A 25378-nucleotide genomic window follows, 5' to 3' on the forward strand; every position below is an offset into this window, starting at 1 on the left:
ATAGGTTTGTGGGGCCGGTCATGGGAATGATGGTGTGCAAAGCTGCCCCGGCCTAGATTTGCGATCGTCGCCAGACTTTGAAACTTTTTTTAAAGCTCTTCACCTCTTTGCGCAAAAGATTAAGGTACTCCACCTCCTTGATGCCGTCCTTTTCCAGGCCCAGACAGTAGGAATTTATGTTCTTGATGATGATCTGTATGAAAGAGGCGGCTTGGATGCGCTCCCTTTGGCAATGGGTATGGGTCGCGGCCTGTATTTTTTCGGGGATGAGCACGCTGTCCGTGAGCAGGGCGTGGGCCAGATTGTCCCTAAAACTATTGGAGGAGCACAATTTTTTCATGTCCTTGTTAAAGGAAATGTAAGACGCTATGGCCTGGGCCATCTCGGACAGGTCCAGGGCCTTTTGGTACAAGGGCAGGTGTTTAAAATTGGGATAGGCCATCACAGCTAATTTTTATTTAAAATTACCATGGTATTCTTAAACAACACTTTTAAAAGCAATGTTCATAAATATTAATACCTTTGAAAGTAAATAATAAAGCTATTTTTACTTTGAATACCAAGATCGATGCCCTAAACTGGAAAATTTTGAGGCTTCTGCAGGACAATGCACGGGTCTCCTTTGCCACCATTGGGCGTGAGGTGGGGCTTACCGCTCCCGCCGTGGCAGAGCGGGTAAAGAAAATGGAGGATAGCGGCGTGATCATGGGCTACAAGGCCTTGGTCTCGCATGCCGTAACGGGCCACCAGCTAAAGGCCATAATAGCGCTCAGGGCGTTTATGGGGAAACTTAAGCCCTTTTTGGCACTCGTGGGCACGTTTGATGAGGTGGTGAACTGCTACCGCATCACGGGAAACGAAAACATTGTGATGGAGGTGGTGATAAAGGACCAGTTTCACCTGGAGCGCTTCATAGACAAGCTCATCCAGTATGGTGAGACCCGCACCCACATTGTGCTTTCCCACGTTATTAACAACGCCCCCATACACGGGGCTCCCAATTGATTTTGTGGTCCCTTGGTGGCCCTGACCTTACCTATGCCGCTGCCCCCTGGAGACCAAATTGGGGCCATTGGGCCCTGTGCCACGGGCTTCCTTTTCATTTTTTTTGGGGCCACCTCCTGTCCCCGGGGGGCCGGTACCCGCTGTCTTTTACGCTACTTGCGCTGTTTTTTGCCACCTTGTCCCAGGAAGCAATGGCGTTTTCCCAGGGTTTAATTGATGGGCAAATGGTGCCAAAACTTTAAATTAATGGTTAATTTGGAAGCCAAATGGCACAGCAAGGGCACTGTCCTTATTTTGGCCAGATTTTTGATACCGATTTAATTATGAAAAAAGCAGCGATCCTATTATTTCTTTTTTGTGCTTTGCCTTTTGGACTTATGGCGCAGGAGGTCACTTTGTCCAAAGGGGCCATTACCGAGGGCCTTGTGGTGAACGACAGCCTCAAGGAAACCTTTTCGGTTTTCCTTCCCAAAGCTTTTGACACGGAGCGCGCCTGGCCCATTGTTTTTGTGATGGACCTCAAGGGCAAGGGAAGGCAGGCATTGTCCATGTTCACGGCTGCCGCAGAGCAAGAGGGCTTTGTTTTGGTGGCACCGGACCATTTGAGCGACAGCCTCTCCCTGTCCCAAAATGTATTGGTCACCAACCGGCTCTTTAATCGGGTGGCCACCTTGTTGCCCATTGAAAAATCTGGCGTTTACACGGCAGGTTTTGATGATGGGGCCAGGTTCGCCTCCGTTCTGCCCACCTTCATAAACCGCATAAAGGGGGTCATTGCCGTAAATGCCTCCATGGCCACAACGGAAGTACTGAACCCCAAAAATCCCTTCCATTTTGTTGGTGTGGTCTCTCCGGAGAGTTACAATTACACCAATCTGTTAAATGAAAAGGCAGTGATGAAAGGTATGAAAATGCCCCATCATTTGGTCTTGCACAAAGAAGACGGGATGTTGCCAGACCCGAAGACCTTGGGCCAGGCACTGAAGATAGCGGCACTCCAGCAAAAAAAACGTGGTGCCGCCGGCAGGGATGAGGCCTACGTGCGCCGTGCCTATGAAGAGATGTTGGATCGCGCCAACATGTTCTTCACCAACAATGAGCCCCTATTGGCAGAGAATGTGCTGGAGAACATGGAGGACCTCTTTAAGGGTTTTAAGGATACGGACGCGCTGCGCTCCACCTACCGCACCCTGCGCAGGAGCAAATCTTATCGCATCCAAATGCGCCGGCAGGAGAGCTACATGCTCAACGAGAGCTTTACCAGAGAGGATTATTCCTATTACCTGGAAGAGGACATCATGACCTACAACTTCAAGAATTTGGGTTGGTGGCAATTTCAGATGGAGGAGCTGGACAAACTGGAAAAGGCCCCGGAAGTACAGAAAAAACGCTTGGCCCGAAGGCTGCGGGGATATGTGAACGCATTGATCGATGACAACATGGAGCTCTTGGCCTCCGAGAAGGAGCTGGACACGGATGCCCTGTTGTTCACCTACATGCTCAAGACCATCACCGAGCCGCAGAATCCCGAGTTTTACCTCAAGGTCATTTCCAACAGTTCCAGGGTGGAAGACTATGGCACGGCCCTCTTCTATCTGGAAGAGCTGCTCAAAAAAGGCTATCGGGAGAAGGAGCGGATCTATGCCCTGGAAAATGCCGCACTGTTCCGGGTTACCCCTGAGTTCAATGAATTGATGGACACCTATTTTAAGGATGGAGGTCCGTAAAAAATACATAAGAATTCAACAAAGTAATTACGTCATTATCATTTTTACGGTGGTCATTTCGCTATCAACCCGATTTAAAATGGCGACCATCCACTGAAATCAGTTTTAAGGAAGCTTCCTGAGCAGGTTCCGGTCGGGGCGGGCATATCATTTTCCTTGTGGTGGAAGTGTTTTGTCCCTACCGTTGTTTCTCAGTATTTTTATGGGTAAATACAGTATAATGAGAATCCTTTATCTTGTTTTTGTTTTGATGCTGATGTTTGGTTGCAGGGAAAAGAAGAAGTACCACGACCCCAAGGCCGATCTGATCCAGGTGGAAGATGAAACCTTGGCCTCCATCATCCAATGGCAACGCGATAAGGACGAGGAATTCAGAAATCCCGAGACCTCACCGCTGCCCGATCGGTTCAGGAAGGATTTTGAAGGCTTGGATTTCTTTGCCCCGGACACCAATTATGTGGTCACGGCCCAATTTGAGAGAACCCCGGACGCCCTTCCTTTTTTAATGCCCACCAACACCGAAAGGGAGTCGGAGGAAGTCCTTTACGGCAGGGCGCACTTTACCTTGAACGGTAGGGATTTTACCTTGGAAGTGTACCAGACGCCTGAACTTATGGAACAGCCCAAGTTCAGGGACCACCTCTTTTTGCCCTTTACCGATCTCACCAACGGCCGCCAAACCTATGGTGGTGGGCGCTACCTGGACCTTAAAATACCCGATGGCAACACCATACAGCTCGATTTCAACAAGGCGTACGCCCCTTATTGCGCCTACAACAGAAAGTATTCGTGTCCGCTGGTGCCCAAGGTAAACCATCTGGACACCGAGGTTTTGGCGGGCATCAAGGAGTACGAAAAAATTAAATACTGATGTGGGCGTCCACCATCTTCGTGAAAATGGTGGGCCAAGGCAATCTTTGGTTTCAGTGCCTATATTGTACCATTGCCAAAATTGAATGCCACGTTGATCTGAGCCAACCTGGAACAGATTGATAACGGTCTTGCTTTTCGCCCATCGCGGTGGCAGACCCTTCTTGGTTCTTGGTGTTGCATCAGTGATAAGCAAAAACGGTGCGTTTTTCAGAACGCACCGTTTTCATTTTAGTGTTGGTTCATCCTGAAGTCCGGATAGGAATCCATACCGTGTTCGTGAATGTCCAGTCCTTCCAGTTCCTCTTCCCTGGAGACCCGTAGGCCCAGGGTGGCTTTGAGGGTCCCGAGGATCAATCCGGAGGTTAGGACGCAGAAGGCGCCAATGATCAAGACCCCGTACAATTGGGTTAGGAACTGTGCCCCACTGGCCTTGTCGCCAAACAGGCCCACGGCCAAGGTGCCCCAGATGCCACAGATGAGGTGCACCGTTACCGCGCCCACGGGATCGTCCAATTTCAGGCGGTCTATGAAGGCCACGCCCAAAACAACGAGGAGCCCGGCCATAAAGCCAATGAGCACCGCCTCGTTGGGAGACATGAGGTCCGCTCCGGCCGTAATGCCCACCAGGCCACCGAGAATGCCGTTCAGGAACATGGTCAGGTCCAGGTTTTTGTGGAGCACGGTAGAGAGGATAAAGGCCCCAAATCCTCCCGCAGCGGCGGCCAGGCTGGTGGTGACCAAGACCAGGGAGGTAAGTGCGGGATCGGCGGAGAGCACCGATCCACCGTTGAAACCAAACCATCCCAACCACAAGATCAAGACCCCTGCCGTGGCAATGGGGATGCTGTGTCCGGGAATGGCCCGTGCCTTTCCGTTGGGATCGAACTTACCTATTCTGGAGCCCAAGAGCACAATGGCCATCAAGGCTGCCCAACCGCCCACGGAATGGACCAAGGTAGAGCCGGCGAAATCGTAAAAGCCCCAAGATTCCAAAAAGCCACCGCCCCACTTCCAAGCGCCCACTATGGGATAGACCAAGCCAACATAGACAATGGTGAAGAGCATGAAAGAGACGATCTTGATGCGTTCTGCCACAGCTCCGGAAACGATGGTGGCCGCCGTGGCGGCAAACATTCCCTGAAAAAGAAAATCTGTCCACCAGGTGTAACCGCCGCTCGCATACTCGGCCGTCATCCCGCCTTCCGGGGCAGCAATGCCAAAACCGGCAAATTTTATCAGGCCCATATCGCCCTCCTCAAATCCGGGATACATCAGGTTAAAGCCAAAGGCATAATAGAGGAGCAGGCCTCCCGTGATGATGAAAATGTTTTTAAAAAGAATGTTGATGGTGTTTTTTTGTCGGGTCAACCCTATTTCCAGAAAGGCAAAGCCCGTGTGCATGAAGAATACCAGGGCGGTGGCCACCATCATCCAAACATTGTTTGCTGTAAATAATCCTGCGTCCATAATATGTACTGTTTTTAGTGTTTGTTGGTTATGCTTAGTTGATGCCGGCCTGGCCACTTTCCTTGGTGCGTATGCGGTAGGCTTCCTCAATGTCCGATACAAAGATCTTCCCGTCTCCCACGTTGCCACTGTAGGCAGAGGACAAGATGGCGTTCACCGTTTTTTCCAGAAAGGAATCGGATACCACTATGGACAGATAGCGCCGCTGTATGTCCGATGTGCTGTAGGAAATGCCCCGGTAAACATGCCCCTGCTTTTCGTTGCCCACCCCGGTGACATCCCAATAACTGAAGAAGTTCACCTCAATGTTGTGCAATGCCACTTTGACATCGTCAAATTTGGATTTTCTAATGATCGCTTCAATTTTTTTCATTTGTGAAGGGTTTTGTTGCCATCAAATCTATGTTAAAAATTATTTTGACCCATAAAATAATAGGGTGTAATTCAATTAAATTATATAATTAAAAATTATACCCTATATAAAATAAGGGTATAGTTGTAATTTTATAGATTATTTATCAAATTAACCCCAATAAAATCACGGTTGTTTAAAATCAAGATATAAATACTGGATACGGACGGTTGGTTTTGAAGGGAAGAGGGGGGTGTTTTCTTTTTAGTGGTGAGGCTGTCCCAGAAGGTGGTACGTTTTGGAGGTGGTGGCAGGTAAAGCAAAAGCTTGGGATGTGGGGCCTTCTCCCGGGATCAAGGTGTCCGGCCATCATGGACATACATGTAAAAAAGGCTTCTGTTCGTGGGCCTTGGTCTTTTGCCCCTTTGTACCGCCCACGGGGCAGGGGTTCCGGTTCTTGCAACGTGTGTTTGGGGCAACTGGTGGCCCGTACGGCCGGGCGCATGGCTTGCTCGTTTAACCCAGATGATGTCATGGACTTTTGCAATCAAGGGGCTTGGCCCAATTAAAATAGGTGCTGCGATCGGATATGCAGGGATTTGGGGGTGGGGTGGAATTTTAAGGCATCATCTGGGTCTATGGTACGTTCCATTACGGCTCCAATGACGGTGCAAGTGGTGTACGTTAATGGAATAATGCGCCCGGGACTGGGGAAAGGGCCCTGTGTTTTGGGGCCTACGCCATATGGGTTTGGCTCACAGTGTTCTTGAAAGCCAAACTCCCAGGCCCACGGCCAGCAGGCCCACGGCCAAACTGCCCAGGACATACAGTAAAAAATAAGTGATGTTCCCCTCCCTTAAGAGGGCATGCCCCTCAAAGGCAAAGGCAGAAAAGGTGGTGAAGCCCCCACAAAAGCCCGTGGCCAATAACAGCATCCCATATTGTGGCAATAAGGGAGGGCGCAAGGTGGCGCCCAATAAGATGCCCATGAGCAGACAGCCCAAAATGTTCACGCTAAAGGTGCCCAGATAAAAGTTGGAAAAGTAGGGATTCAGGGTCTTGGACATCCAGTATCGAAGTGCACTGCCAAGACCACCGCCCAAAAAAACCAAAAAAATATGTTTCATACCGGTCTAAAGGTATAAAACTAAACGGCTTTTTTGTAGCTGCGCTCCAAGATATCCGACGGATAAATGGGCAAAGTGGGCTTTTCGGTACTTGCTTCAGATTTTTTGCTTTTGCCAGAAACACTGGCCATGCTAAAAATCAACAATGCAAGGTTAAGTCCCACTAAAATCAAAAATATGGTAATAAAAGTCATCATAATACGCCCCTAGATGATTTAATAACGCAAAATTACATCATTTAGTCTATTATGTAGGAAAATTTACGCTTTTGTTGTGGAAACGTTAATTTTTATGATATGGTCAGGGTAAGTGTTAATTTCTAAGGGAAAACCTAAGAACGACCAAAATAATCAAAAAGACGACAAAAAAAACGCCGATCCAAATAACGCCCTGGTAGTTCTTTTGGTGCAATTTGATGTCCTTTTTATAGGAAAGGGCAACGATGGTGAGAAATACAATGGCAAAGACTGCTCCAAAAATGATTTGACCGGTGCTGAACATAAGGTGATGTTTACGGCGGTGCGCCGTTGTTTTCGCAAAGGTAAGGCAATCGTGGCTGTTCCCGTATGTTGTTTGCCTTGCCGGGCCTTTTAAGGGGCCGTAAGGCCGCAAGCGGGCAAGGTGGCCATAAGCGAAATTAGGGCCTGCACCTTGTTTTGCGGTTCCCGGGCCAATTGTCCCAATGGTCCTTTACCGGGGCATTTGGGGCAAGCTACATCACTTGGTAGCGCCAGCCGTAGGGGTCATCGGCCAAATTGTACTGTATGTCCGTAATGGCCTTCTTTATCCTAGTCGCATACGGGTCTTGGAGCTCGGGAAGGTCGTAATCCCTGTCCCTGTGGCCAAAGCCGGCGATGGGGGAGACCACCGCTGCCGTTCCCGCCCCGAACATTTCCTTCAGGGAACCATCTTGGGCGGCTTTTACCACTTCACTCACACTGATCTTGCGCACTTCCGTGGGCATCCCAAGGTCTTCTGCCATCTGTAGGATGCTCTTTCGCGTAATGCCGTCCAAAATTCTGTCGCTGGTGGGCGCGGTGACCAAGGTGTCCCCGATACGTACAAAAATGTTCATGGCACCGGCTTCCTCAATGAACTCGTGGTGGGTGTCATCCGTCCAAATAACTTGGTTGTAGCCTTTCTTTACCGCCAGTTCGGTGGGGTAGAATTGCCCGGCATAGTTGCCGCCGGCCTTGGCAAAGCCAACGCCACCGTTCGCCGAGCGGGAATATTTTTCCTCTATGAGCACCCTGACCTTACCCGAAAAATAGGCTCCGGAGGGGGCACAGGCCACCATGAACTTATAGGCATCTGCGGGGGAGGCGTGGAAACCCTTTCCGGAGGCAAACATAAAGGGCCTTATATAAAGGGAGCTGCCTTCCTTTTGCGGTATAAAGGCGTGGTCCAGACGGAGCAGCGCAGTGAGGCCGTCCATAAAGTGGGCTTCCGGGATCTGGGGAATGCACATCCGGGCCGCAGAAATATTGAAGCGTTTGTGGTTGTCCAGTGGCCTAAAGAGAAAAACCTGTCCCTTTTTGTCCTTATAGGCCTTCATCCCTTCAAAAATGGACTGCCCGTAATGGAATATTTTCGCAGATGGTTCCAAGACTATGGGCTGGTAGGGAACTATTTTTGGGGTTTCCCAAGCGCCATTCCTGTAGTTGCCCACCAGCATGTGGTCCGTGAACACGGAACCAAAGGCAAGGTTGTCAAAATCCACTTCATTGATCTTGCTGGTTTCCGCCCGTTCTATCGCTATGTGCGTTACATTGGTTTGCATAAAAGCTGCTTTTGTTTCTTCGGATTAAAAATAATGAATTATGGGAACCAGCTCTTCTTTTTGTCGTCAAAAATGTCCAAATTTGTATGGTAACTTCAATTTTTATCGGATATGAAAAGATTTAACGTTTTTGTTGTTCTATTGGCGGTATTGACCGGGTGCAAGGGGCAAGGGGAATCCAAGGAGGCCAGTGGGCCCGTACAGGAAGAGGAAGCCACACTGGCCTATGCTTCCTTTGGGGAGAAGATAGCCGATGCCAAGGCAAAGGATGCCAGCGAGATGTTGCGGGCATTCCAGGCCATTGCGCCAAAGGACAGCGTGGAGGCCAAGTTCAGGGCCACGGTAAAGGAGGTTTGCCAGAACAAGGGATGTTGGATGAAGCTGGAACTTGCCAATGGTGAGGAAACCATGGTAAAGTTCAAGGATTACGGCTTTTTTGTGCCCAAGGACATCTCCGGTAAGGAGGTGGTGGTAAGCGGTATGGCCTTTGTCAATGAGATGGGGGTGGATGAGCAGCGGCACTATGCCGAAGATGCGGGAGCCACGCCCGCGGAAATTGAAAAAATCACCGATCCCAAGCGCACCTTTGGCTTTGAGGCCAATGGGGTATTGGTGGCCCAGTAGTTTGGAAAGGGAGGTCATTGTTACGGCAGATGGTTCCAAGACCATCCAGATCAAGGATTGGAACGAGCAGTACCATTCCAAGCACGGTGCGTTTCAGGAGGCCTATCACGTATTTATTGCCCATGGGCTAAGACGTTTTAAGGCGCGTTCCATAAACATCATGGAGGTGGGCTTCGGTACCGGTCTCAATGCCCTGATCACCCTGCTGGAGGCACCTAGGTTGGACCTGCGCGTAACCTACACTGGTGTGGAGGCCTATCCCGTATCCTTGCAAGAGGTTTCCCAGTTGAACCATGTGGAGCGGCTGGAAGCCCAGGAGTGGAAAGAAGCCTATGATCTCATGCACCAGGGGGCATGGCAAGTGCCTCTGGATATTGCCCCCCATTTTGTTTTGGAAAAGCAACAACGCCTATTTAAGGACATCGATGCCGTTGGGCTGTTCGATCTTATTTATTTTGATGCCTTCGGGGCCAGGGTGCAGCCAGAACTGTGGACCGTTCCAATATTTCAGAAAATGGCAGCCGCACTGATTCCCGGCGGAATCCTGGTCACCTATTCCGCCAAAGGAAGCGTAAGACGGGCCATGGAAGCCGTTGGCCTTCTGGTGGAACGGCTGCCGGGACCCCCAGGTAAGCGGGAAATGCTGCGCGCCACAAAACCCCTGGGATAACGGCCAAGGAATTGGCGCTTCCCGGCACTGCACTTGCAAAATGCCCTGTTAAAAGTTGAACAACTTTGTTAAATCCAAACTAAACGCATCTGGGCCAAGGGCCATTTCTCCTATATTTAACCCATGAAGGTATTAGTAACAGGCGCCACCGGGCTGGTGGGAAGCAGCATTGTGGCCGTGTGTCGGGAAAAAGGGTATGAGGTAAACTACCTGACCACAAGACGGGAAAAAATAAAAAACGAGGTCGGTTACCGGGGGTTCTTTTGGAACCCTGCCAAAGGGGAAATGGACACCGCTTGTCTTGAAGGCGTGCAGATGGTGATCAATCTGGCCGGCGCCAGTATCTCCCAGCGGTGGACGGCAACCAATCGAAAAGTGATTCTGGACAGCAGAATAGACTCCCTCCGTACCCTAAGGAAAGGTATGGGCGCCGCGGGCCACACGGTGACCTCCGTGGTGAGCGCGTCCGCCATAGGGATATATCCTTCTTCCCTTGAAAAATTTTATGAAGAGGACGCCCCGGGCGTGGACAACAGTTTTTTGGGGGAGGTGGTGGAAGCCTGGGAAAAAGAGGCCGATACCTTGGCCCTTCCCGGGGTAAAGGTGGCCAAGGTGCGCATTGGTCTGGTCATGTCCGCCAACGGCGGTGCCCTTCCTGAAATGGCCAGGCCGATCAAGTACTTTGCCGGTGCCGCCTTTGGCCACGGCAACCAATGGCAATCCTGGATACACGTCAAGGATCTTGCCCGTATGTTCCTTTTTATTGGGGAAAATGCCTTGGATGGGGTGTACAATGGCGTGGCCCCCAACCCGGTGACCAACAGTAAACTGGTAAAAAAGATCGCCGAGGTGCTCTCCAAGCCCCTGTTCCTGCCCAATGTGCCAAAGGCCATCATGCAATTGGTGCTGGGGGATATGTCTTACATCCTGTTTGCGAGCCAGCGCGTGAGCAGTAAAAAAATTGAGGAGGAAGGTTTTGTCTTCGATCACTACAATATCTGCTCTGCCCTGAACGAGATATACGGCAAGGCAGATGCTTCAAAGCCCGTGAAGACCGATCTGGACAGGGAGTTCATATCCTGAGCCACCACCCTCTTCCGGCACGCCCCACTTTTTTACCGCCATTTTTGGTCCCAACGTTCTTTATGCCCATTTCCAGGCTTGGGGAGGCACCACGCCATGTCGTCCCCTGGTTTCCGGGAAATGGTCCCGGGTCTGGGACGGCCCCCCTTTCAATACATTCCGTTGTTCACTGTTGCGTGCTTGGCCCAAAGCGTGTCTTGTTAAAGCCCTAAGGTCAGGTATGGCAAGCTGCCCAAGGTCTTTGGGGGCACAGGGATGGTGCACGCCAATTTTTGCAGCCTCCCCATCCCGCGCCATGATGGCTGTCCCGGTTCATGGTCCGTTTTCCATTTTTCTTTGATGACATTTTGACACTTTTAAGGAAATGGCAGTACTTTTGCCCACTGAAAATGCACTGAGTTAATATCCAAGGAACATGAGCAATAAAGAGAAAGAAGAATTGTTGGAGGACGATGCGCCTCAGAATGAGGCCAATACCTCTGAAAACGACGATAAGGAAATACAGGCCAATGCCGAAGGGGAAATGACGGAAGAGGAGCGCCTTGCAGAAGAACTGGCCAAGGAAAAAGATAAGTTTTTAAGGCTTTTTGCAGAGTTTGAAAACTATAAGAGGCGTACCTCCAAAGAGCGTGTGGAAATGTTCAAGACCGCAGGCCAGGACGTGATGACCTCCCTTCTTCCCGTTATGGACGATTTTGATCGTGCCCTGAAAGAACTGGCCAAGTCAGACGACAAGGAAATGTTCAAGGGCGTGGAACTGATCAACGGAAAGCTGAGGGACGTATTGAAATCCAAGGGCTTGGAAGCCATTGCGGTAAAACAGGGCGATGCCTTTGATGCCGAGGTCCATGATGCCATTACCCAAGTGCCCGCCCCCAACAAAAAGCTGAAGGGGAAAATTGTGGACGTGGTGGAAAAGGGCTTTACATTGGGCGATCGCATCATACGCCACCCCAAGGTTGTGGTCGGAAACTAAAATGCAGGTATGAAAGAAGATTATTATGAGGTATTGGGGGTGTCCAAAAACGCTTCCACGGCAGAGATAAAGAAGGCCTATCGCAAAAAGGCCCTGCAGTACCATCCCGATAAAAATCCCGGGGATGCCAATGCAGAGGCCATGTTCAAAAAATCTGCAGAGGCCTATGAGGTGCTCAGCAACCCGGACAAAAAGGCACGCTATGACCAGTTTGGCCATGCCGCCTTCGAGGGTGGCAACGGCTTTGGCGGCGGTGGCATGAACATGGACGACATCTTCAGTCAGTTCGGGGACATCTTTGGGGGTGCTTTCGGGGGCGGCGGTGGCTTTGGCGGCTTCGGCGGTTTTGGCGGCGGCCAGCGCAGGGTAAAGGGCAGCAATTTGCGCATCCGCGTAAAGCTCACCTTGGAAGAGGTGGCCAATGGGGTGGAGAAAAAGGTTAAGGTGCGCCGTAAGGTACAGGCCTCTGGCGTAACCTACAAAACCTGCGGCACTTGCAACGGGCGTGGCCAAGTGACCAAGGTGCAGAACACCATTTTGGGACGCATGCAGACGGCGGCCACCTGCAGCAGTTGTGGGGGCAGCGGTCAAATTTTGGACCAAAGACCAAATGATGCAGATGCCCAGGGCCTAAAAGTGCAGGAGGAGACCGTGAGCATCAACATCCCGGCCGGCGTGGAAGAGGGCATGCAGCTAAAAGTGCCCAGCAAGGGCAATGAGGCGCCCGGAAACGGTGTCCCAGGAGATCTTTTGGTGGCCATAGAGACACAGGACCACCCCGCCTTGAAACGGGAAGGCGACAATTTGCACTACGACCTCTACATCAGTGTCCCGGAGGCCGTTTTGGGCACTTCCAAGGAAATTGACGCCGTGGGCGGCAAGGTGCGCATAAAATTGGAGGCCGGCATACAGTCGGGAAAAATATTGCGCCTAAGGGGCAAGGGCATTACCAGCCTAAACGGCTACGGCAGTGGGGACCTTTTGGTGCACGTGAACGTTTGGACCCCAAAAGAGCTCAACAAAGAGCAAAAAACATTCTTTGAGCGGATGATGGGGCAGGAGAATTTTGAGCCCAGACCGGAGAAATCCGACAAATCTTTCTTTGAAAAAGTTAAAGATATGTTCTCTTAGTGCGGAAAAACTTTTCCAATTAAAAAAAATCCGTATATTTGGTGTTGATATTGGGAAGCCAATATTAATTTTCTTTTTCATAGCAATTTTTTTCCCATCCTCGATTCTCTTGAGGGTGGGTTTTGCTTTTTGGGCCATTTGCAAATGGCATTGTGCCCCTTGCATTTGGAACCATTTGCGTTGGCCTTGTTTTTAAACAATTCAATATCTTTGAACAAATTCCCTCAATGGACAAAATCTTGGTCGCCAATGGAGTCACTAAACGATATGGAGGCCATACCGCGCTAAAAGACGTTTCCCTGGAAATACCGGAGAACAGTATCTACGGACTTTTGGGGCCCAATGGGGCGGGAAAGACCACCCTGCTCCGCATCATAAACCAAATTACCAGGCCAGACGAAGGAACCGTGTTTTTTAACGGCGCGCCCTTGGCTGCCCAACATATTGCACAGATAGGCTACCTGCCCGAGGAGCGCGGACTTTACAAAGGAATGAAGGTGGGAGAACAAGCACTTTACCTTGCCCGTTTAAAGGGTATGGGAAAGGCCGAGGCCAAGAAGAAATTGAAATTTTGGTTCGATAGGTTCAATATTGGGGATTGGTGGAACAAGAAGGTCCAGGAGCTGTCCAAGGGCATGGCCCAGAAAGTACAGTTCATCGTTACCGTGCTGCACGAGCCCAAACTGCTCATTTTTGATGAGCCCTTCAGTGGTTTTGATCCCATTAACGCCAACATCATCAAAGACGAGATCCTGGCGCTAAAGGAAAAAGGGGCCACCATTATTTTTAGTACCCACAGAATGGAAAGCGTGGAGGAACTGTGCGAGTACATGGCCCTGTTGCACAAGTCTGAAAAAATACTGGACGGACGTTTGGCCGATATTAAAAGGGCCTATAAAAAGAATGTGTACGATGTGGTGATGGAAACGCGGCAACCTGCGGTGCTGGCCCATTCCGTTCAAGAGCATTTCAAGGTCATTTCTTCCCAATATCTGGAAGACGAGGCGCAGCTTCATTTCTCCGTGCAGTTGCCCAATGCCAATGCCGGTCCCTTGCTGCAGTTTCTCGGCGCCCAGGGCAATGTGAGCCGTTTTGTGGAGACCGTTCCCTCTGCCAATGATATTTTTATACGAACCGTACAAGACAAAAAATAGGCATGGGCAAGCTCCAACTGATCATAAAACGGGAATATCTGGCCAAAGTGCGCAACAAGTCCTTTGTGGTCATGACCTTTCTGAGCCCCATCTTAATGGTGGCCATGATCGTACTGATCGCTTACCTCACCAAGCTCAATGACAGTGAGAAGCGGGTGGTGGGCATTTTGAACGAGAGCGATTTTTTTGGCAATGAGTTCGTTACCACCCAAAGTACCTCTTTTGTGAACTTCACGGACGTTTCCCTGGAACAGGCCAAGGACAGTACCATGAACATGGGGTATTATGGCCTCTTGTATTTGCCGGCAGCACCTTTTGTGGAGCAAGTGGCAAACCGGGCCTTCTTTTACAGTCAGGGCCCGCCCAACACTGCGGTGTTGGACAAACTGGAGCGTACCATAAAAGAACGCCTGCGTCAGGAGCGGCTGAGGGAACTGGGCATCTCTGCGGCTGATTTTGCCGAAATGGACAGCCGTTACGAGTTGAACATTTCTACCTATCAAGGACTAAAGAACCTCAAGGGGCTCAATGAGATAAAAGCGATCATTGGTGGGGGATTTGGGTACCTCATCATGATGTTCATCATCATCTACGGCGGGTTTGTCATGCGCAGTGTCATAGAGGAGAAGACCAGCCGGATCATCGAGGTCATCATTTCCTCCGTTAAGCCCTTTCAGCTCATGCTGGGAAAAATAATAGGCACCTCCCTGGCCGGCATTACCCAATTTGCCATTTGGATCGTGTCGGGGCTGTTCCTGTTTTTGGGGGCCCTGCTCATTTTTGACCTGGACCCCTCCGTTCTTACAAAAAACAATGTGGGGGCAGATATCATCGCGGCCAATTCCGGTATGCCGCAGATAGACCCTTCCCTACAGATGTACGCCCAGGAGATCATGGCCATTCCCTGGGCCATGCTCATAACCTCCTTTTTGGTGTATTTTATCTTGGGCTACCTGATCTACAGTTCCATTTACGCCGCCATCGGTGCAGCGGTGGACAATGAGACGGACACCCAACAGTTCATCTTCCCCATTATCCTTCCCTTGATGTTGGCCATCTATGTTGGTTTCTTTTCGGTGTTCAGCAACCCGCACGGGCCCATAGCGGTGGGGTTTTCCCTTTTTCCGCTCACCTCTCCCATTGTCATGCTCATGCGCTTGCCTGGCGGTATCGGTGAGGGCGGCGTGCCCATATGGCAATTGGTGGCCTCCATTGTCTTTTTAATAATTACCTTTATTGCCATTGTATGGCTGGCGGCAAAGATTTACCGGGTGGGCATTCTCATGTACGGCAAAAAACCCAGCTATAAGGAACTGCTTAAATGGCTTAGGTACTGATGGTCTCACAAGACAACACGGATAGGTTAAAGGACATTTTGGAAGACGACATCTGGGGCACCATCAAGGAATTTTTGGAAATGGGCATCAGGTTCGGGGAGGGAGATAAGTCCATACACATTACCATAGGGCTTCTCATATTGGTCACCATTGCCTTTTTGTTGACCACTTTTGTCCTTAAATGGGTGCGCAAGTTCTTTACGCGCAAGATGGAAATGGACGATAAGCTCAAGTTCATCAGCATCTTTAAGTTCATTAAGTACGTGGTCTATTTGGTGGTGATCTTGCTCACCATGAGCGCCGCGGGCATTGACATCACCATTTTAATAACGGCCTCGGCCGCCTTGTTCGTGGGTCTGGGACTGGCCCTCCAAGAGCTGTTTCAGGATATCATTGGGGGCATTTTCATCATTACGGACAAGTCGCTCCGCGTGGGCGACATTGTGGAGGTGAACAACCGTGTGGGCAAGGTGCTGGAAATAAAGCTGCGCACCACCAGGGCCATCACCAGGGACGACAAGATCATTATCATTCCCAACCACAAGTTCATCAGCGACATTATCTATAATTACACCCAGAACCACAAGATCACCCGGGAGCACGTGCAAGTGGGTGTGGCCTACGGTAGCGATGTAAAGTTGGTGACCCAGGTCCTGGAGCAGGTGGCCCAGGAGCATGAGGGCCTGTTAAAAACGCCCAAGCCATTTGTGCTCTTTGAAGATTTTGGGGATTCTGCCCTCGTGTTCTCCCTTAACTTTTTTATCAGCGACAGTTTTACCGATCCCCGCGTTAAAAGTGATATGCGCTATAGGATAGATGCCCTCTTCAGGGAGCACAACATCAGTATTCCTTTTCCACAGCGCGATGTGCACATCATTCAAAAAAAATAATTTGCGCGCACCGATACCTTTAAGAAGCATTGCCTATGGGAAGGCCCTGTTATGGGCCCTGTATCCGGCCCTCTTCCTTTTTGTGGGGCCCGGCCACGCACAGACCCCGGATGTTTTCAGGGCAGAGTACATGATCATGCCAAGCAATAGGCTCCATGTGGAGACCATACGCTACAAAGGCGTGCTCAACCTGCCCATACGGGTGGGTAAGACTGATTTTTTGATTCTTGGCGGTGAGTACAACAAGTTCCGTTTTGGCCTGCCCGCCAACCTCATTCCCAACCCCGAAGAACTTGAGCATTTTCATGTGGCCGATATCAACTTGGCCTACGTGCACCAATGGAACAAGGATTGGAGGCTCATTGCGGCCGTGACGCCCAGGTGGGCATCCAACTTTACCCAAGGCACACAGCGCGAAGATTTTGTGGTGAATTTTACGGCGGGGGCACTGACCGATAGAAAGGACTTGGAAAAGCCTTATTTATTGGTGCTCGGCCTTTCCTACAACGCCACCGCCCCGGTAAGGGTGCCGCTTCCTGTGGTTTATTTTGAAAAGAGGTTCCATCCCAAATGGGCCTATATCCTTGGCGTCCCAAAGACCGGATTGAAGTACTTCACCAAGAAAAACCATTTTTTCCAAACCGAGTTTTTCCTGGACGGTTACTACGTGAACGTGCAGAATGATATCTTGTTGGGCAATAATGGCCTGGCCACGGATGTTAGCAGTGTGTCCTTGTTATGGGCGGCAGGCTATCAGTACAAATTTACCAAGGAGATGTCCGTATATCTTATGGCGGGCCACACCATCTTCCAGAACGGTGTGCTACGGGATGGCGATAGAAGTGCTAACTTTACGCTCAACGATGGGCCCAGTTTGTATCTTAGAACGGGTTTTAGAATAGGAATATAAATAAAAAATATGTCGAAAATATTGGTAATTGAGGATGAGGCCGCCATTAGAAGGGTATTGGTAAAGATACTGTCCGAAGAAAGTGATGCCTATGAACTGCACGAGGCAGAAGATGGGCTAAAGGGCTTGGAGGCCGTGAAGGACAATGACTATGACCTGGTGCTCTGCGATATAAAAATGCCCCGGATGGATGGGGTGGAAGTGCTGGAGGCGGCCAGGAAGATCAAACCGGAGGTGCCCTTTATCATGATTTCCGGCCACGGTGACCTGGATACCGCGGTGAACACCATGCGCATTGGCGCCTTTGATTACATCTCCAAGCCCCCCGATCTTAATAGGCTCTTGACCACGGTGAGAAATGCCCTTGATCGCAAGGAACTGGTCACGGAGAACAAGACCCTGAAAAAAAAGGTGGGCAAGAATTATGAAATGGTGGGCAATAGCCCGGAGATAACCGCCATCAAGGACATTATAGATAAGGTGGCCCCCACGGATGCCCGGGTGCTCATAACCGGTGGCAACGGTACCGGTAAGGAACTGGTGGCCCACTGGATCCACGAAAAGAGCGATAGGAGCAAGGCACCCTTCATTGAAGTGAACTGCGCCGCCATACCGTCAGAGCTTATTGAAAGTGAGCTTTTTGGCCATGTCAAAGGAGCTTTTACCTCTGCCGTAAAGGATCGGGCCGGTAAGTTTGAAGCCGCCAATAAGGGCACGATCTTTTTGGATGAAGTTGGCGATATGAGCCTTTCTGCCCAGGCCAAGGTCTTGCGTGCCCTGCAAGAAAGTAAAATCTCCAGAGTGGGCACGGACAAGGACATTAAGGTAAATGTCAGGGTGGTGGCAGCGACCAACAAAGACCTTAAAAAGGAAATTGAGGAGGGCAATTTCCGAGAAGACCTGTACCATCGTTTGGCGGTCATCTTGATCCAGGTACCATCGCTCAACGAACGCAGGGACGATATTCCCCTGTTGATCGAGCACTTCTCCAAAAAAATATCGGGAGAGCATGGCACTGCCGTGAAGAGCTTTTCGGACAAAGCGGTGGAACTGTTGAAATCCTATGATTGGACCGGCAACATACGCGAGCTGCGCAATGTGGTGGAGCGTTTGATCATCCTGGGGGGCAATGAGGTCTCCGAAGACGATGTGAAGCTCTTTGCCAGCAAGTGATGGCGCTGGCTATAGGTAATTTTTTTTACAGACCGGTTGTGCCCGGCCGCGATCGGGGAGGTTCGCTGCGTTCGGTGCTTTGGTGCAAGGGCCCTGGGGCGAGGGTGGTCCGGGCAGTTTGTTACAGCTCCTTTGGGCAATCTGCCAGTGTTTCCATGGCAGCGGCCGTAATTTCCTTGGTGCGTAGGTAGTAGTATTTTTTCCCTTCGCTCAGATTGGTTTTCAATAGCTGCGCCTCGCTGTTTTCATAGATGTCCTTGGCAAACGCCAGGGCTTCCCCACAGTTTACCGTACTTACTATTTTTTGGAGCGAGGCCTCATATTTTTTAAGGGAAAGGTCTATTTTGTCGTTCAGTGTCTTCACCTTGCCATTGTCCAAGGTCTTGGAGCGCTCCTCGGCATCGGTGGTGTTCAGCACCAACACATCCTTGCCATAGCTGCTCCCGTGCAAGTGGTGCTCTGCCAGGGCTTCAAGGCTCACATTGGTGTGGTCCACGGCCCGGGACAACAAGATTTGTGCCGTGCCCAACTGTTCGGACTTCACCGCATTTTTAAGGTCGCTTATGGTTTCGGCCATGCTTTTGGAGGCATAGCTGCACCCGCACTTTTCCAATTGTTCTTTAGATTTTTCCAGGGCGTTCAAGGCCTTGTAGGCAAAAAAACGAAGTTTGTTCAGGTCGGTGTTCTTCAGGGCCTTCATAGCTTGCGTCTGGGCAAAACCAATGTTGGAACCTGCATACTCACATTCCAAATTGGGACTGAAGGAAGAAAACAACAGTAGGGAAAGGCCAAGGGCCAAAAGGCGCACGTTACGCATGACAGTAGGTATTTGGGTTTGTAAAATTTGGGACTTTACAGGGATAAAGGTAGCGGTAATGTTCAGGGAGGCCATTTTTATTCGTTCGCAGGGGCCATTTTTACGTTCAGAGGGCAAAGGGTGCGTTTTTTCGGTTCAATGGAAGTATTTTTGTGGTTCATTCAAGGATTGCAGCATAATTTTTATCTTTCACCATGGATCACATCAAAACAGGGGCATACCTGGCCCACCAGCACACCAAATTGTCCGAACGCCCTACCCTGGAAGATTTTGGCCTAACCAAAAAGGAACTGAAAAAAGAACTGAAATCCGTACGCAGGGAACTGGGCGATTTCCAAGATACCTTGTACGCCCATGACCGGTACAGTGTGCTCATCTGTTTGCAGGGAATGGACACGGCCGGTAAGGACAGCTTGGTCCGGGAGGTGTTCAAGGATTTCAACGTAAGGGGCGTGGAGGTGCACAGTTTCAAGGTGCCCACGTCCCAAGAACTGGACCACGACTTTCTGTGGCGCCATTATTTGGTGCTCCCCTCCCGCGGCAAGTTTGGGGTGTTTAACCGCACCCACTATGAAAATGTGCTGGTAACCCGTGTACATCCGCACTACATACTCAATGAGAATTTGCCGGGGGTGGAGACGGTGGAAGATGTGGATGATGGTTTTTGGGACGCCCGGTTTAAACAGATCAATGATTTTGAGCACCACCTGGCACAGAACGGAACGATCATTTTCAAGTTTTACCTGCACCTCTCCAAAGAAGAACAACGGCTGCGTTTGTTGCGACGGCTCTCCAGAAAGGACAAGCACTGGAAGTTTTCTCCCGGAGACCTGGAAGAGCGGAAGCTTTGGGACACCTACCAGGATTGTTACCAAGACGCCATTTCCCGGACCACCAAGGAACATGCCCCTTGGTATGTGGTCCCGGCGGACAACAAGCAGGCGGCCCGCGTCATCGTGGCCCATATCCTGTTGGATACGTTAAAAAAATACAAAGAAATCAAAGCCCCGGAATTGGACGAGGAAATATTGGTTAATTTAGGCAGTTATGAGAAACAGTTACAAGCTGAAAAACAGGATTGACCTTGCCGTGTGCCTGGTGCTTCTGGCTTTTGGGTCTGCGGTGCGGGCCCAAACCGGGGATGCGGAACAGATCGAAAAGTTTTTTGATGCGGCCCTGACCAATGGAAAGGCCTACGGTTGGCTCAACCATCTGAGCAACCAAATCGGTGGCCGACTTTCCGGTTCCATACAGGCCGAACAGGCCGTGGAATACACCAAGGCCCAAATGGATTCCCTGGCCCTTGATCGGGTTTGGTTACAGCCCGTCATGGTGCCAAAATGGGTACGGGGCACCCCAGAGTTCGCTTTTTATGAGACCGACCCGGGAATAACCACCAATGTTCCCATAACTGCCTTGGGCGGATCGGTGGCAACCCCACCAAAAGGGATCAAGGCCGGGATCGTGGAAGTACAGGGGATAAAAGGTCTGGAAGCTTTGGGCAAATCCAAGATTGCCGGGAACATCGTTTTTTTTAACAAGCCCATGGATGCCGCGCAGATCAATACGTTCAACGCCTATTCAGACGCCGTTTCACAGCGCTATTCTGGAGCCGAGGAAGCTGCCAAGTTCGGTGCGGTAGGGGTCATTGTGCGCTCCCTGACCCACAAATTGTCCGATTTTCCCCATACCGGTGTCATGGCCTATGGAGACGGCCCCGTGGCCGATCGCATTCCCGCAGCGGCCATCAGTACCAATGCGGCCGAGTTGCTCAGTACCACCCTTAAGTTGCGTCCGGACATTCAATTCTATTTTAAACAGAACTGTAAGCAGTTGCCAGATGTGCCATCGCACAACGTCATTGGGGAAATCAAGGGGAGCCAATACCCGGATGAGATCATATTGGTGGGCGCACATTTGGATTCTTGGGACTTGGGAGATGGCGCCCATGACGATGGGGCCGGTTGTGTGCAGGCCATGGAGGTGCTACGGCTCATGAAAGAAATTGGCTATGCGCCCAAGCGAACCATCCGGGCCGTGCTCTTCATGAACGAGGAGAACGGTCTCAGGGGGGGCACCGAGTATGCGAAACAGGCGAGGGCCAAGGGAGAAAAACACATTTTTGCCCTGGAGAGCGATGCCGGGGGCTTTACCCCAAGGGGCTTCTCGTTCGATGCCGGTACGGCACATTTTAACCAGGTGTTGGCCTGGAAACCACTGTTTGAACCCTATTTTATCCATTCTTTTGTCCAAGGGGGCAGCGGAGCGGATATTGGGCCCTTGAAGGAAGAGGGCATGGTGCTCGCCGGGCTAAGACCGGATTCCCAACGTTATTTTGACCATCACCACTCGGACAACGATACCTTTGAGCACGTGAACAAACGCGAACTGGAACTGGGCGCGGCGGCCATGGCCGCCCTGGTATATCTTTATGACGCCCACGGTGTCGTTTCCCAGCCTTAGGGCAGGCATCGTTTAGAGCCATTGGAACGTTTTTGGGATTTGGGGGCATCGGGAGGATGGCAGCCCCCCCGTTCTTTTGTGACCGCCTTTACGCTCCCGAAGTTAGGTGCAAATCTGTTTTCTTTTTTTTCTTTGATTTGAAGCGCTCCACGCCCCACGCGGAGCGTTCCCCCGGGCAGCTTCCCAAGAAATGGTTGGCAGCGGAAACAACGATGTGGGCCCAAAAGCCTGTTTGGAGGCACCCCGGTATTTTGCCTACCTTTGCCCCTCACCAAAAATAATTAGGAATGCAAGACGGAATATACGCCAAGTTCAATACCGCCAAAGGAGAGATCTTGGTACGCTTAACCCATGATAAAACCCCCGGAACGGTGGGCAATTTTGTGGCATTGGCCGAAGGGAAAATGAAGAACAGTGCCAAGGCCATAAACACCCCTTATTATAATGGACTTACCTTTCACAGGGTTATACCGGACTTTATGGTCCAAGGCGGATGTCCCTTGGGCACGGGCACCGGGGACGCCGGGTATAAGTTTGATGATGAGTTTCATCCCGAACTGAAGCATGATGCCGCCGGGGTGCTCTCCATGGCCAATGCGGGCCCGGGCACCAACGGCAGCCAGTTTTTCATTACCCACGTGCCCACACCCTGGTTGGATGGCAAGCACACCGTCTTTGGTCACGTAGCTTCGGGCCAAGAGGTGGTGGACACCATTGCGCAGGGCGATGAACTCACCTCATTGGAGATCGTAAGGGTGGGCACTGAGGCGCAACAGTGGGATGCCTTGGCCGCCTTCCATGCCTTTACCGCGGCCAAAGAGGAGCGTTTGGCCCAGCAGCGGGCTAGGCAGGCCGAAGCCTTGGACAAGGTGGCAAAGGATTTTGAGTCCACCCCTTCGGGATTGCGCTATAAGATCTTGGAAAAGGGCAATGGGGCCAGACCCGAAAAAGGACAACAGGTCTCAGTGCATTATGAGGGCAGCTTAATGGACGGTACCGTTTTTGACTCCTCCTACCAACGAAAGCAGCCCCTGGACTTTAGTGTTGGAGTGGGCCAAGTGATCCCCGGATGGGACGAGGGCATAGGCCTACTGCAAGTTGGCGATAAAGCACGTTTGGTAATACCCTCCCAATTGGCCTATGGTGCCGCCGGGGCGGGGCAGGGGATCATCCCACCAAATGCCGATCTCATTTTTGATGTGGAATTGGTGGCCGTAAAATAGCTGGGCTCATAAGACCTATAAAAAGGCCCGAACCATCTGGTTCGGGCCTTTTTTGTGGCGGGCAGTGATGTTTGCGTTCCTAAATGCGATGTTTTTTTTTGGATGTGGTTCAGCACCTTTCATTCCGGCTTTTTTGCTTACAAAAAGCCTGGGTGCAGCGGGCTTTGCGCCCTGTTTCGGTAGCACTCGCCATTCATTACTGGTCATTTTGCTTTGACCGAGGAGAAAGCAAAGAGAAGAAGGTTTACCACCACCAGAATCAAAATAATACCTAAGAATATTCCCATAACAAAAAAGCAACTTGTAGTTCTAACAATTAAGGTGTCCAAAACCCTACTTCCATTTGCAAAAAAAATGAGCCTGCCTTGCCTTATCTCGTGGAGCAGCTTATGTTCTTACATACGGCTATAGGGAAAATCATACACGGCAAAGGGTTTGTTTAACTTTAGACGGAATTTTTGTAAATGGTTGCGTAAAAACTTCAACAAAATAAAAAGTTGGAGGCTGTCCGCACTGTTGTGGTCTTCTGGGTCAAAAAGCCCACTGGACCTGGGCCTGTGCAGATGGGTGGCCCCTGCCCAACGCGGCAAAACCTTTGCTTCTGGTCAGGGCTGAACGTCTTGGTGCGGCATCTGCGCCCACCCCTTTGGGGCGTTGCGCTGCTGTGCCGCTCCAAACGGGATGGGAGCCCTTGTGGTTAGAAGTTGGGCATTGGGCATAAAAAACCCGGACATTGGTCCGGGTTTTCGCTTTCTATAAAAAAGTTGATGCTTTCCTAGTCAATAACCTTCACATTAACGGCGTTCAATCCTTTTTTACCTTGTTGTAGTTCAAATTCCACAACATCGCCTTCACGAACTTCGTCGATTAAGCCAGAAATGTGTACAAAATGATCTGTGTTTGAACCATCTTCGGTGATGAAACCATATCCTTTGGAATCATTGAAGAATTTAACTGTTCCTTTACTCATAATTAAAAATATTAAATAGTGATTAAAGTGCGAATATAGTATTTAAATATTTAATTAAGAGTTATTTAGTCAAATATAATTGCACTTATTTTCTTTTGGTAAAAGCACTTGCCCTGCCCTGGGCGTCCGCAAGCTATTTTTAGGCCGTGGGATCGGGCGTCATTCTCAGATAGGGTTTTACTTCGGTGACCCCTTTCTTGAACATCTGCTTTGCATCTTCCGTGGCAATGGCCGGGCTCACCACCACATCTTCGCCGTGCTTCCAGTTGGCCGGGGTGGCCACTTTGTGGTAGGCGGTGAGCTGTAGGGAATCTATGACCCTTAACAGTTCATGAAAGTTGCGCCCAGTGCTGGCGGGGTAGGTCAAGATGAGCTTAATGCTGCGGTCCGGTGCAATGATGAACACGGAACGTACGGTGAGGTTGTTATCTGCCTTGGGGTGGATCATGTCGTACAGATCCGATACTTTTTTGTCCTCATCGGCAATGATGGGGAAATTTACCTCGGTCTGCTGTACTTCATTGATGTCCTTTATCCATTCCTTGTGCGAGGCGGCGCCATCCACGCTCAGGGCCAGCATTTTTACGTTTCTTTTGTCAAATTCTGACTTGAACTTTGCGGCGGTGCCCAATTCTGTGGTGCAAACCGGCGTAAAATCTGCCGGGTGCGAAAAAAGGATGCCCCAGCCATCACCCAAATAATCATAAAGTTCAATTTTTCCCACGGAGCTGTCCGCGGTAAAGTTGGGAGCGGTATCGCCCAAACGTAGTGTTGCCATCTTCTAATTTTTAGTGGTTAACAATAATCCATAAAATTAGTAGATTAATGCGAGGGCACAGGGACATCAAGGTTAAATGTTCGCTAATTTTTGTCACTATGGCGGGCCAGGCCGGTCCAGCCAGCGGTGGGTGTTGGCATAAGGGTGCCTGCTTCGTTAGGGCCTGTTACCAATGGGGTTTCCACTTTATGTTGCAGCCCACGCTGGGTTTCTGATTCCCCGATATGGGCCGCCCTTCCAGGAGTGCGTCCATCGCGTCCACAAGGTCCCTGCCGCTCAGTGGTTTGTCGTTGCCCGGTCGGGAATCGTCCAATTGCCCGCGGTACACCAGTTTCAGTTGGCCATCAAACAGAAAGAAATCCGGGGTACAGGCGGCCTCATAGGCCTTGGCCACTTCCTGGGAGGCATCGTAGAGGTAGGGAAAGGGGTAGCCCAGGGTCTTGGCGGTGGTCTTCATCCGTTCCGGGGCATCCTGCGGATAGTGCTCCACATCGTTGCTGGAAATGGCCACAAATGCAATGCCCTTGGGCTGGTAGCTGTGGGCCAGTTCCACCAATTTTGGGTTCACATGGAGCACAAACGGACAATGATTGCAGATGAACATGATCAAAGTTCCCTTTTTCCCTTTCAGGGAGGGGAGGGCCAAAAGCCTATCGCTAGCGGTATCCATCAATTCAAAATGGGGCGCTGGGGTGTTCAAGGGAAGCATGTTGCTCGGGGTCTGGGCCATGGGCAAAGGGATGTTGGGTGATCTGTGGGCGTTGTCTCCCTAAAAATAACGATAAAATTCATTTTGTGGGGCATCCGTTCTGCCGCCATTGCCAATTTTGCGCTTAAAATAGTATCTT

26 protein-coding genes are annotated in these 25378 nt (G+C 50.6%); 17 read left to right on the forward strand and 9 right to left on the reverse strand.

All coding sequences use genetic code 11. The features are described 5' to 3' along the window. Window positions 1-52 precede the first annotated feature (52 nt). Window positions 53-442, reverse strand: a complete 390-nt coding sequence (locus ACKWCC_RS08355; protein WP_413995462.1) for a hypothetical protein — start codon at window positions 440-442, stop codon at window positions 53-55. Between the two features lie 110 nt (window positions 443-552). Between ACKWCC_RS08355 and ACKWCC_RS08360 the strand changes: the two genes are divergently transcribed. From ACKWCC_RS08360 to ACKWCC_RS08370, 3 genes are all read left to right on the forward strand, one after another. After that, a complete protein-coding gene (locus tag ACKWCC_RS08360) occupies window positions 553-1005 on the forward strand; it encodes an Lrp/AsnC family transcriptional regulator (RefSeq protein ID WP_413995463.1) in 453 nt (150 codons plus the stop codon). 323 nt (window positions 1006-1328) lie between these two features. Next, window positions 1329-2732: an alpha/beta hydrolase family protein gene (locus tag ACKWCC_RS08365; RefSeq protein WP_413995464.1), complete on the forward strand. Its 1404-nt coding sequence runs from the start codon at window positions 1329-1331 to the stop codon at window positions 2730-2732. Between the two features lie 220 nt (window positions 2733-2952). After that, the gene (locus ACKWCC_RS08370) at window positions 2953-3603 is read left to right on the forward strand and encodes a DUF1684 domain-containing protein (protein WP_413995465.1); all 651 of its coding nucleotides are present in this window, start codon (window positions 2953-2955) and stop codon (window positions 3601-3603) included. Window positions 3604-3833: 230 nt separating this feature from the next. On the opposite strand, the gene ACKWCC_RS08375 is transcribed toward ACKWCC_RS08370, so the two are convergent. The 3 genes from ACKWCC_RS08375 to crcB form a co-directional block, all read right to left on the reverse strand. Further along, complete coding sequence (locus ACKWCC_RS08375) at window positions 3834-5072, reverse strand: ammonium transporter (protein ID WP_413995466.1); 1239 nt, start codon at window positions 5070-5072, stop codon at window positions 3834-3836. Between the two features lie 34 nt (window positions 5073-5106). Further along, complete coding sequence (locus ACKWCC_RS08380) at window positions 5107-5445, reverse strand: P-II family nitrogen regulator (RefSeq protein ID WP_413995467.1); 339 nt, start codon at window positions 5443-5445, stop codon at window positions 5107-5109. Between the two features lie 734 nt (window positions 5446-6179). Beyond that, entirely contained in the window at window positions 6180-6551 is a 372-nt protein-coding gene (crcB, locus tag ACKWCC_RS08385; RefSeq protein ID WP_413995468.1) for a fluoride efflux transporter CrcB, read from the reverse strand. 309 nt (window positions 6552-6860) lie between these two features. Here crcB and ACKWCC_RS08390 point away from each other — a divergent pair, with 309 nt between their 5' ends. After that, complete coding sequence (locus ACKWCC_RS08390; protein WP_413995469.1) at window positions 6861-7145, forward strand: hypothetical protein; 285 nt, start codon at window positions 6861-6863, stop codon at window positions 7143-7145. Between the two features lie 118 nt (window positions 7146-7263). On the opposite strand, the gene ACKWCC_RS08395 is transcribed toward ACKWCC_RS08390, so the two are convergent. Further along, window positions 7264-8331: a branched-chain amino acid aminotransferase gene (locus ACKWCC_RS08395; RefSeq protein WP_413995470.1), complete on the reverse strand. Its 1068-nt coding sequence runs from the start codon at window positions 8329-8331 to the stop codon at window positions 7264-7266. 111 nt (window positions 8332-8442) lie between these two features. Here ACKWCC_RS08395 and ACKWCC_RS08400 point away from each other — a divergent pair, with 111 nt between their 5' ends. The 10 genes from ACKWCC_RS08400 (at window position 8443) to ACKWCC_RS08445 (ending at window position 18279) form a co-directional block, all read left to right on the forward strand. Continuing rightward, a complete protein-coding gene (locus tag ACKWCC_RS08400; RefSeq protein ID WP_413995471.1) occupies window positions 8443-8955 on the forward strand; it encodes a DUF4920 domain-containing protein in 513 nt (170 codons plus the stop codon). Window position 8956: 1 nt separating this feature from the next. Then, complete coding sequence (gene mnmC2, locus ACKWCC_RS08405; RefSeq protein WP_413995553.1) at window positions 8957-9625, forward strand: tRNA (5-methylaminomethyl-2-thiouridine)(34)-methyltransferase MnmC2; 669 nt, start codon at window positions 8957-8959, stop codon at window positions 9623-9625. Window positions 9626-9748: 123 nt separating this feature from the next. Further along, window positions 9749-10708 carry a TIGR01777 family oxidoreductase gene (locus tag ACKWCC_RS08410; RefSeq protein WP_413995472.1) on the forward strand — a complete coding sequence of 320 codons (960 nt, stop codon included), beginning with the start codon at window positions 9749-9751 and terminating at the stop codon, window positions 10706-10708. Between the two features lie 415 nt (window positions 10709-11123). Further along, window positions 11124-11684: a nucleotide exchange factor GrpE gene (locus ACKWCC_RS08415; protein WP_413995473.1), complete on the forward strand. Its 561-nt coding sequence runs from the start codon at window positions 11124-11126 to the stop codon at window positions 11682-11684. Between the two features lie 9 nt (window positions 11685-11693). Continuing rightward, on the forward strand, window positions 11694-12815 hold the full coding sequence (dnaJ, locus tag ACKWCC_RS08420; protein ID WP_413995474.1) for a molecular chaperone DnaJ: 1122 nt from the start codon (window positions 11694-11696) through the stop codon (window positions 12813-12815). A 227-nt stretch (window positions 12816-13042) separates the two neighbouring features. Then, window positions 13043-13969 carry an ABC transporter ATP-binding protein gene (locus tag ACKWCC_RS08425; RefSeq protein WP_413995475.1) on the forward strand — a complete coding sequence of 309 codons (927 nt, stop codon included), beginning with the start codon at window positions 13043-13045 and terminating at the stop codon, window positions 13967-13969. A gap of 2 nt (window positions 13970-13971) precedes the next feature. Continuing rightward, window positions 13972-15306 carry an ABC transporter permease gene (locus ACKWCC_RS08430; protein ID WP_413995476.1) on the forward strand — a complete coding sequence of 445 codons (1335 nt, stop codon included), beginning with the start codon at window positions 13972-13974 and terminating at the stop codon, window positions 15304-15306. Further along, a complete protein-coding gene (locus ACKWCC_RS08435; RefSeq protein ID WP_413995477.1) occupies window positions 15306-16196 on the forward strand; it encodes a mechanosensitive ion channel family protein in 891 nt (296 codons plus the stop codon). Before ACKWCC_RS08430 ends, ACKWCC_RS08435 begins: the two co-directional genes overlap by 1 nt. A gap of 1 nt (window position 16197) precedes the next feature. After that, window positions 16198-17106, forward strand: coding sequence for a DUF6268 family outer membrane beta-barrel protein (locus ACKWCC_RS08440; protein ID WP_413995478.1), 909 nt, complete (start codon window positions 16198-16200; stop codon window positions 17104-17106). Window positions 17107-17115: 9 nt separating this feature from the next. Next, window positions 17116-18279, forward strand: a complete 1164-nt coding sequence (locus ACKWCC_RS08445; protein WP_413995479.1) for a sigma-54-dependent transcriptional regulator — start codon at window positions 17116-17118, stop codon at window positions 18277-18279. Between the two features lie 121 nt (window positions 18280-18400). Here ACKWCC_RS08445 and ACKWCC_RS08450 read toward each other — a convergent pair whose 3' ends face one another. Beyond that, a complete protein-coding gene (locus tag ACKWCC_RS08450) occupies window positions 18401-19096 on the reverse strand; it encodes a hypothetical protein (protein ID WP_413995480.1) in 696 nt (231 codons plus the stop codon). A 194-nt stretch (window positions 19097-19290) separates the two neighbouring features. Between ACKWCC_RS08450 and ACKWCC_RS08455 the strand changes: the two genes are divergently transcribed. The 3 genes from ACKWCC_RS08455 to ACKWCC_RS08465 all read left to right on the forward strand — a co-directional run bounded on the left by ACKWCC_RS08455 (window position 19291) and on the right by ACKWCC_RS08465 (window position 22782). Next, complete coding sequence (locus tag ACKWCC_RS08455; RefSeq protein WP_413995481.1) at window positions 19291-20178, forward strand: PPK2 family polyphosphate kinase; 888 nt, start codon at window positions 19291-19293, stop codon at window positions 20176-20178. Beyond that, complete coding sequence (locus ACKWCC_RS08460) at window positions 20144-21559, forward strand: M28 family peptidase (RefSeq protein ID WP_413995482.1); 1416 nt, start codon at window positions 20144-20146, stop codon at window positions 21557-21559. The genes ACKWCC_RS08455 and ACKWCC_RS08460 overlap by 35 nt, the downstream gene beginning before the upstream one ends. A 287-nt stretch (window positions 21560-21846) precedes the next feature. Continuing rightward, window positions 21847-22782, forward strand: a complete 936-nt coding sequence (locus ACKWCC_RS08465) for a peptidylprolyl isomerase (RefSeq protein ID WP_413995483.1) — start codon at window positions 21847-21849, stop codon at window positions 22780-22782. A 775-nt stretch (window positions 22783-23557) separates the two neighbouring features. On the opposite strand, the gene ACKWCC_RS08470 is transcribed toward ACKWCC_RS08465, so the two are convergent. The 3 genes from ACKWCC_RS08470 to ACKWCC_RS08480 all read right to left on the reverse strand — a co-directional run bounded on the left by ACKWCC_RS08470 (window position 23558) and on the right by ACKWCC_RS08480 (window position 25260). Further along, window positions 23558-23752, reverse strand: a complete 195-nt coding sequence (locus tag ACKWCC_RS08470; RefSeq protein WP_138257532.1) for a cold-shock protein — start codon at window positions 23750-23752, stop codon at window positions 23558-23560. Window positions 23753-23891: 139 nt separating this feature from the next. Further along, window positions 23892-24530: a peroxiredoxin gene (locus ACKWCC_RS08475; RefSeq protein WP_413995484.1), complete on the reverse strand. Its 639-nt coding sequence runs from the start codon at window positions 24528-24530 to the stop codon at window positions 23892-23894. 166 nt (window positions 24531-24696) lie between these two features. After that, window positions 24697-25260, reverse strand: a complete 564-nt coding sequence (locus ACKWCC_RS08480) for a thioredoxin family protein (RefSeq protein WP_413995485.1) — start codon at window positions 25258-25260, stop codon at window positions 24697-24699. Window positions 25261-25378 lie beyond the last annotated feature (118 nt).

It is taken from the genome of Maribacter aquimarinus, from assembly GCF_047345505.1.
Classification (GTDB): Bacteria; Bacteroidota; Bacteroidia; order Flavobacteriales; family Flavobacteriaceae; genus Maribacter.

Bases quoted from the DNA above. Each gene is read 5' to 3' on its own strand.
- ACKWCC_RS08355 (WP_413995462.1), bottom strand. From the start codon at position 442: ATGGCCTATCCCAATTTTAAACACCTGCCCTTGTACCAAAAGGCCCTG.
- ACKWCC_RS08365 (WP_413995464.1), top strand. From the start codon at position 1,329: ATGAAAAAAGCAGCGATCCTATTATTTCTTTTTTGTGCTTTGCCTTTT.
- ACKWCC_RS08370 (WP_413995465.1), top strand. From the start codon at position 2,953: ATGAGAATCCTTTATCTTGTTTTTGTTTTGATGCTGATGTTTGGTTGC.
- ACKWCC_RS08375 (WP_413995466.1), bottom strand. From the start codon at position 5,072: ATGGACGCAGGATTATTTACAGCAAACAATGTTTGGATGATGGTGGCC.
- ACKWCC_RS08380 (WP_413995467.1), bottom strand. From the start codon at position 5,445: ATGAAAAAAATTGAAGCGATCATTAGAAAATCCAAATTTGACGATGTC.
- crcB (WP_413995468.1), bottom strand. From the start codon at position 6,551: ATGAAACATATTTTTTTGGTTTTTTTGGGCGGTGGTCTTGGCAGTGCA.
- ACKWCC_RS08395 (WP_413995470.1), bottom strand. From the start codon at position 8,331: ATGCAAACCAATGTAACGCACATAGCGATAGAACGGGCGGAAACCAGC.
- ACKWCC_RS08400 (WP_413995471.1), top strand. From the start codon at position 8,443: ATGAAAAGATTTAACGTTTTTGTTGTTCTATTGGCGGTATTGACCGGG.
- ACKWCC_RS08410 (WP_413995472.1), top strand. From the start codon at position 9,749: ATGAAGGTATTAGTAACAGGCGCCACCGGGCTGGTGGGAAGCAGCATT.
- ACKWCC_RS08415 (WP_413995473.1), top strand. From the start codon at position 11,124: ATGAGCAATAAAGAGAAAGAAGAATTGTTGGAGGACGATGCGCCTCAG.
- dnaJ (WP_413995474.1), top strand. From the start codon at position 11,694: ATGAAAGAAGATTATTATGAGGTATTGGGGGTGTCCAAAAACGCTTCC.
- ACKWCC_RS08425 (WP_413995475.1), top strand. From the start codon at position 13,043: ATGGACAAAATCTTGGTCGCCAATGGAGTCACTAAACGATATGGAGGC.
- ACKWCC_RS08430 (WP_413995476.1), top strand. From the start codon at position 13,972: ATGGGCAAGCTCCAACTGATCATAAAACGGGAATATCTGGCCAAAGTG.
- ACKWCC_RS08435 (WP_413995477.1), top strand. From the start codon at position 15,306: ATGGTCTCACAAGACAACACGGATAGGTTAAAGGACATTTTGGAAGAC.
- ACKWCC_RS08445 (WP_413995479.1), top strand. From the start codon at position 17,116: ATGTCGAAAATATTGGTAATTGAGGATGAGGCCGCCATTAGAAGGGTA.
- ACKWCC_RS08450 (WP_413995480.1), bottom strand. From the start codon at position 19,096: ATGCGTAACGTGCGCCTTTTGGCCCTTGGCCTTTCCCTACTGTTGTTT.
- ACKWCC_RS08455 (WP_413995481.1), top strand. From the start codon at position 19,291: ATGGATCACATCAAAACAGGGGCATACCTGGCCCACCAGCACACCAAA.
- ACKWCC_RS08460 (WP_413995482.1), top strand. From the start codon at position 20,144: ATGAGAAACAGTTACAAGCTGAAAAACAGGATTGACCTTGCCGTGTGC.
- ACKWCC_RS08465 (WP_413995483.1), top strand. From the start codon at position 21,847: ATGCAAGACGGAATATACGCCAAGTTCAATACCGCCAAAGGAGAGATC.
- ACKWCC_RS08470 (WP_138257532.1), bottom strand. From the start codon at position 23,752: ATGAGTAAAGGAACAGTTAAATTCTTCAATGATTCCAAAGGATATGGT.
- ACKWCC_RS08475 (WP_413995484.1), bottom strand. From the start codon at position 24,530: ATGGCAACACTACGTTTGGGCGATACCGCTCCCAACTTTACCGCGGAC.
- ACKWCC_RS08480 (WP_413995485.1), bottom strand. From the start codon at position 25,260: ATGGCCCAGACCCCGAGCAACATGCTTCCCTTGAACACCCCAGCGCCC.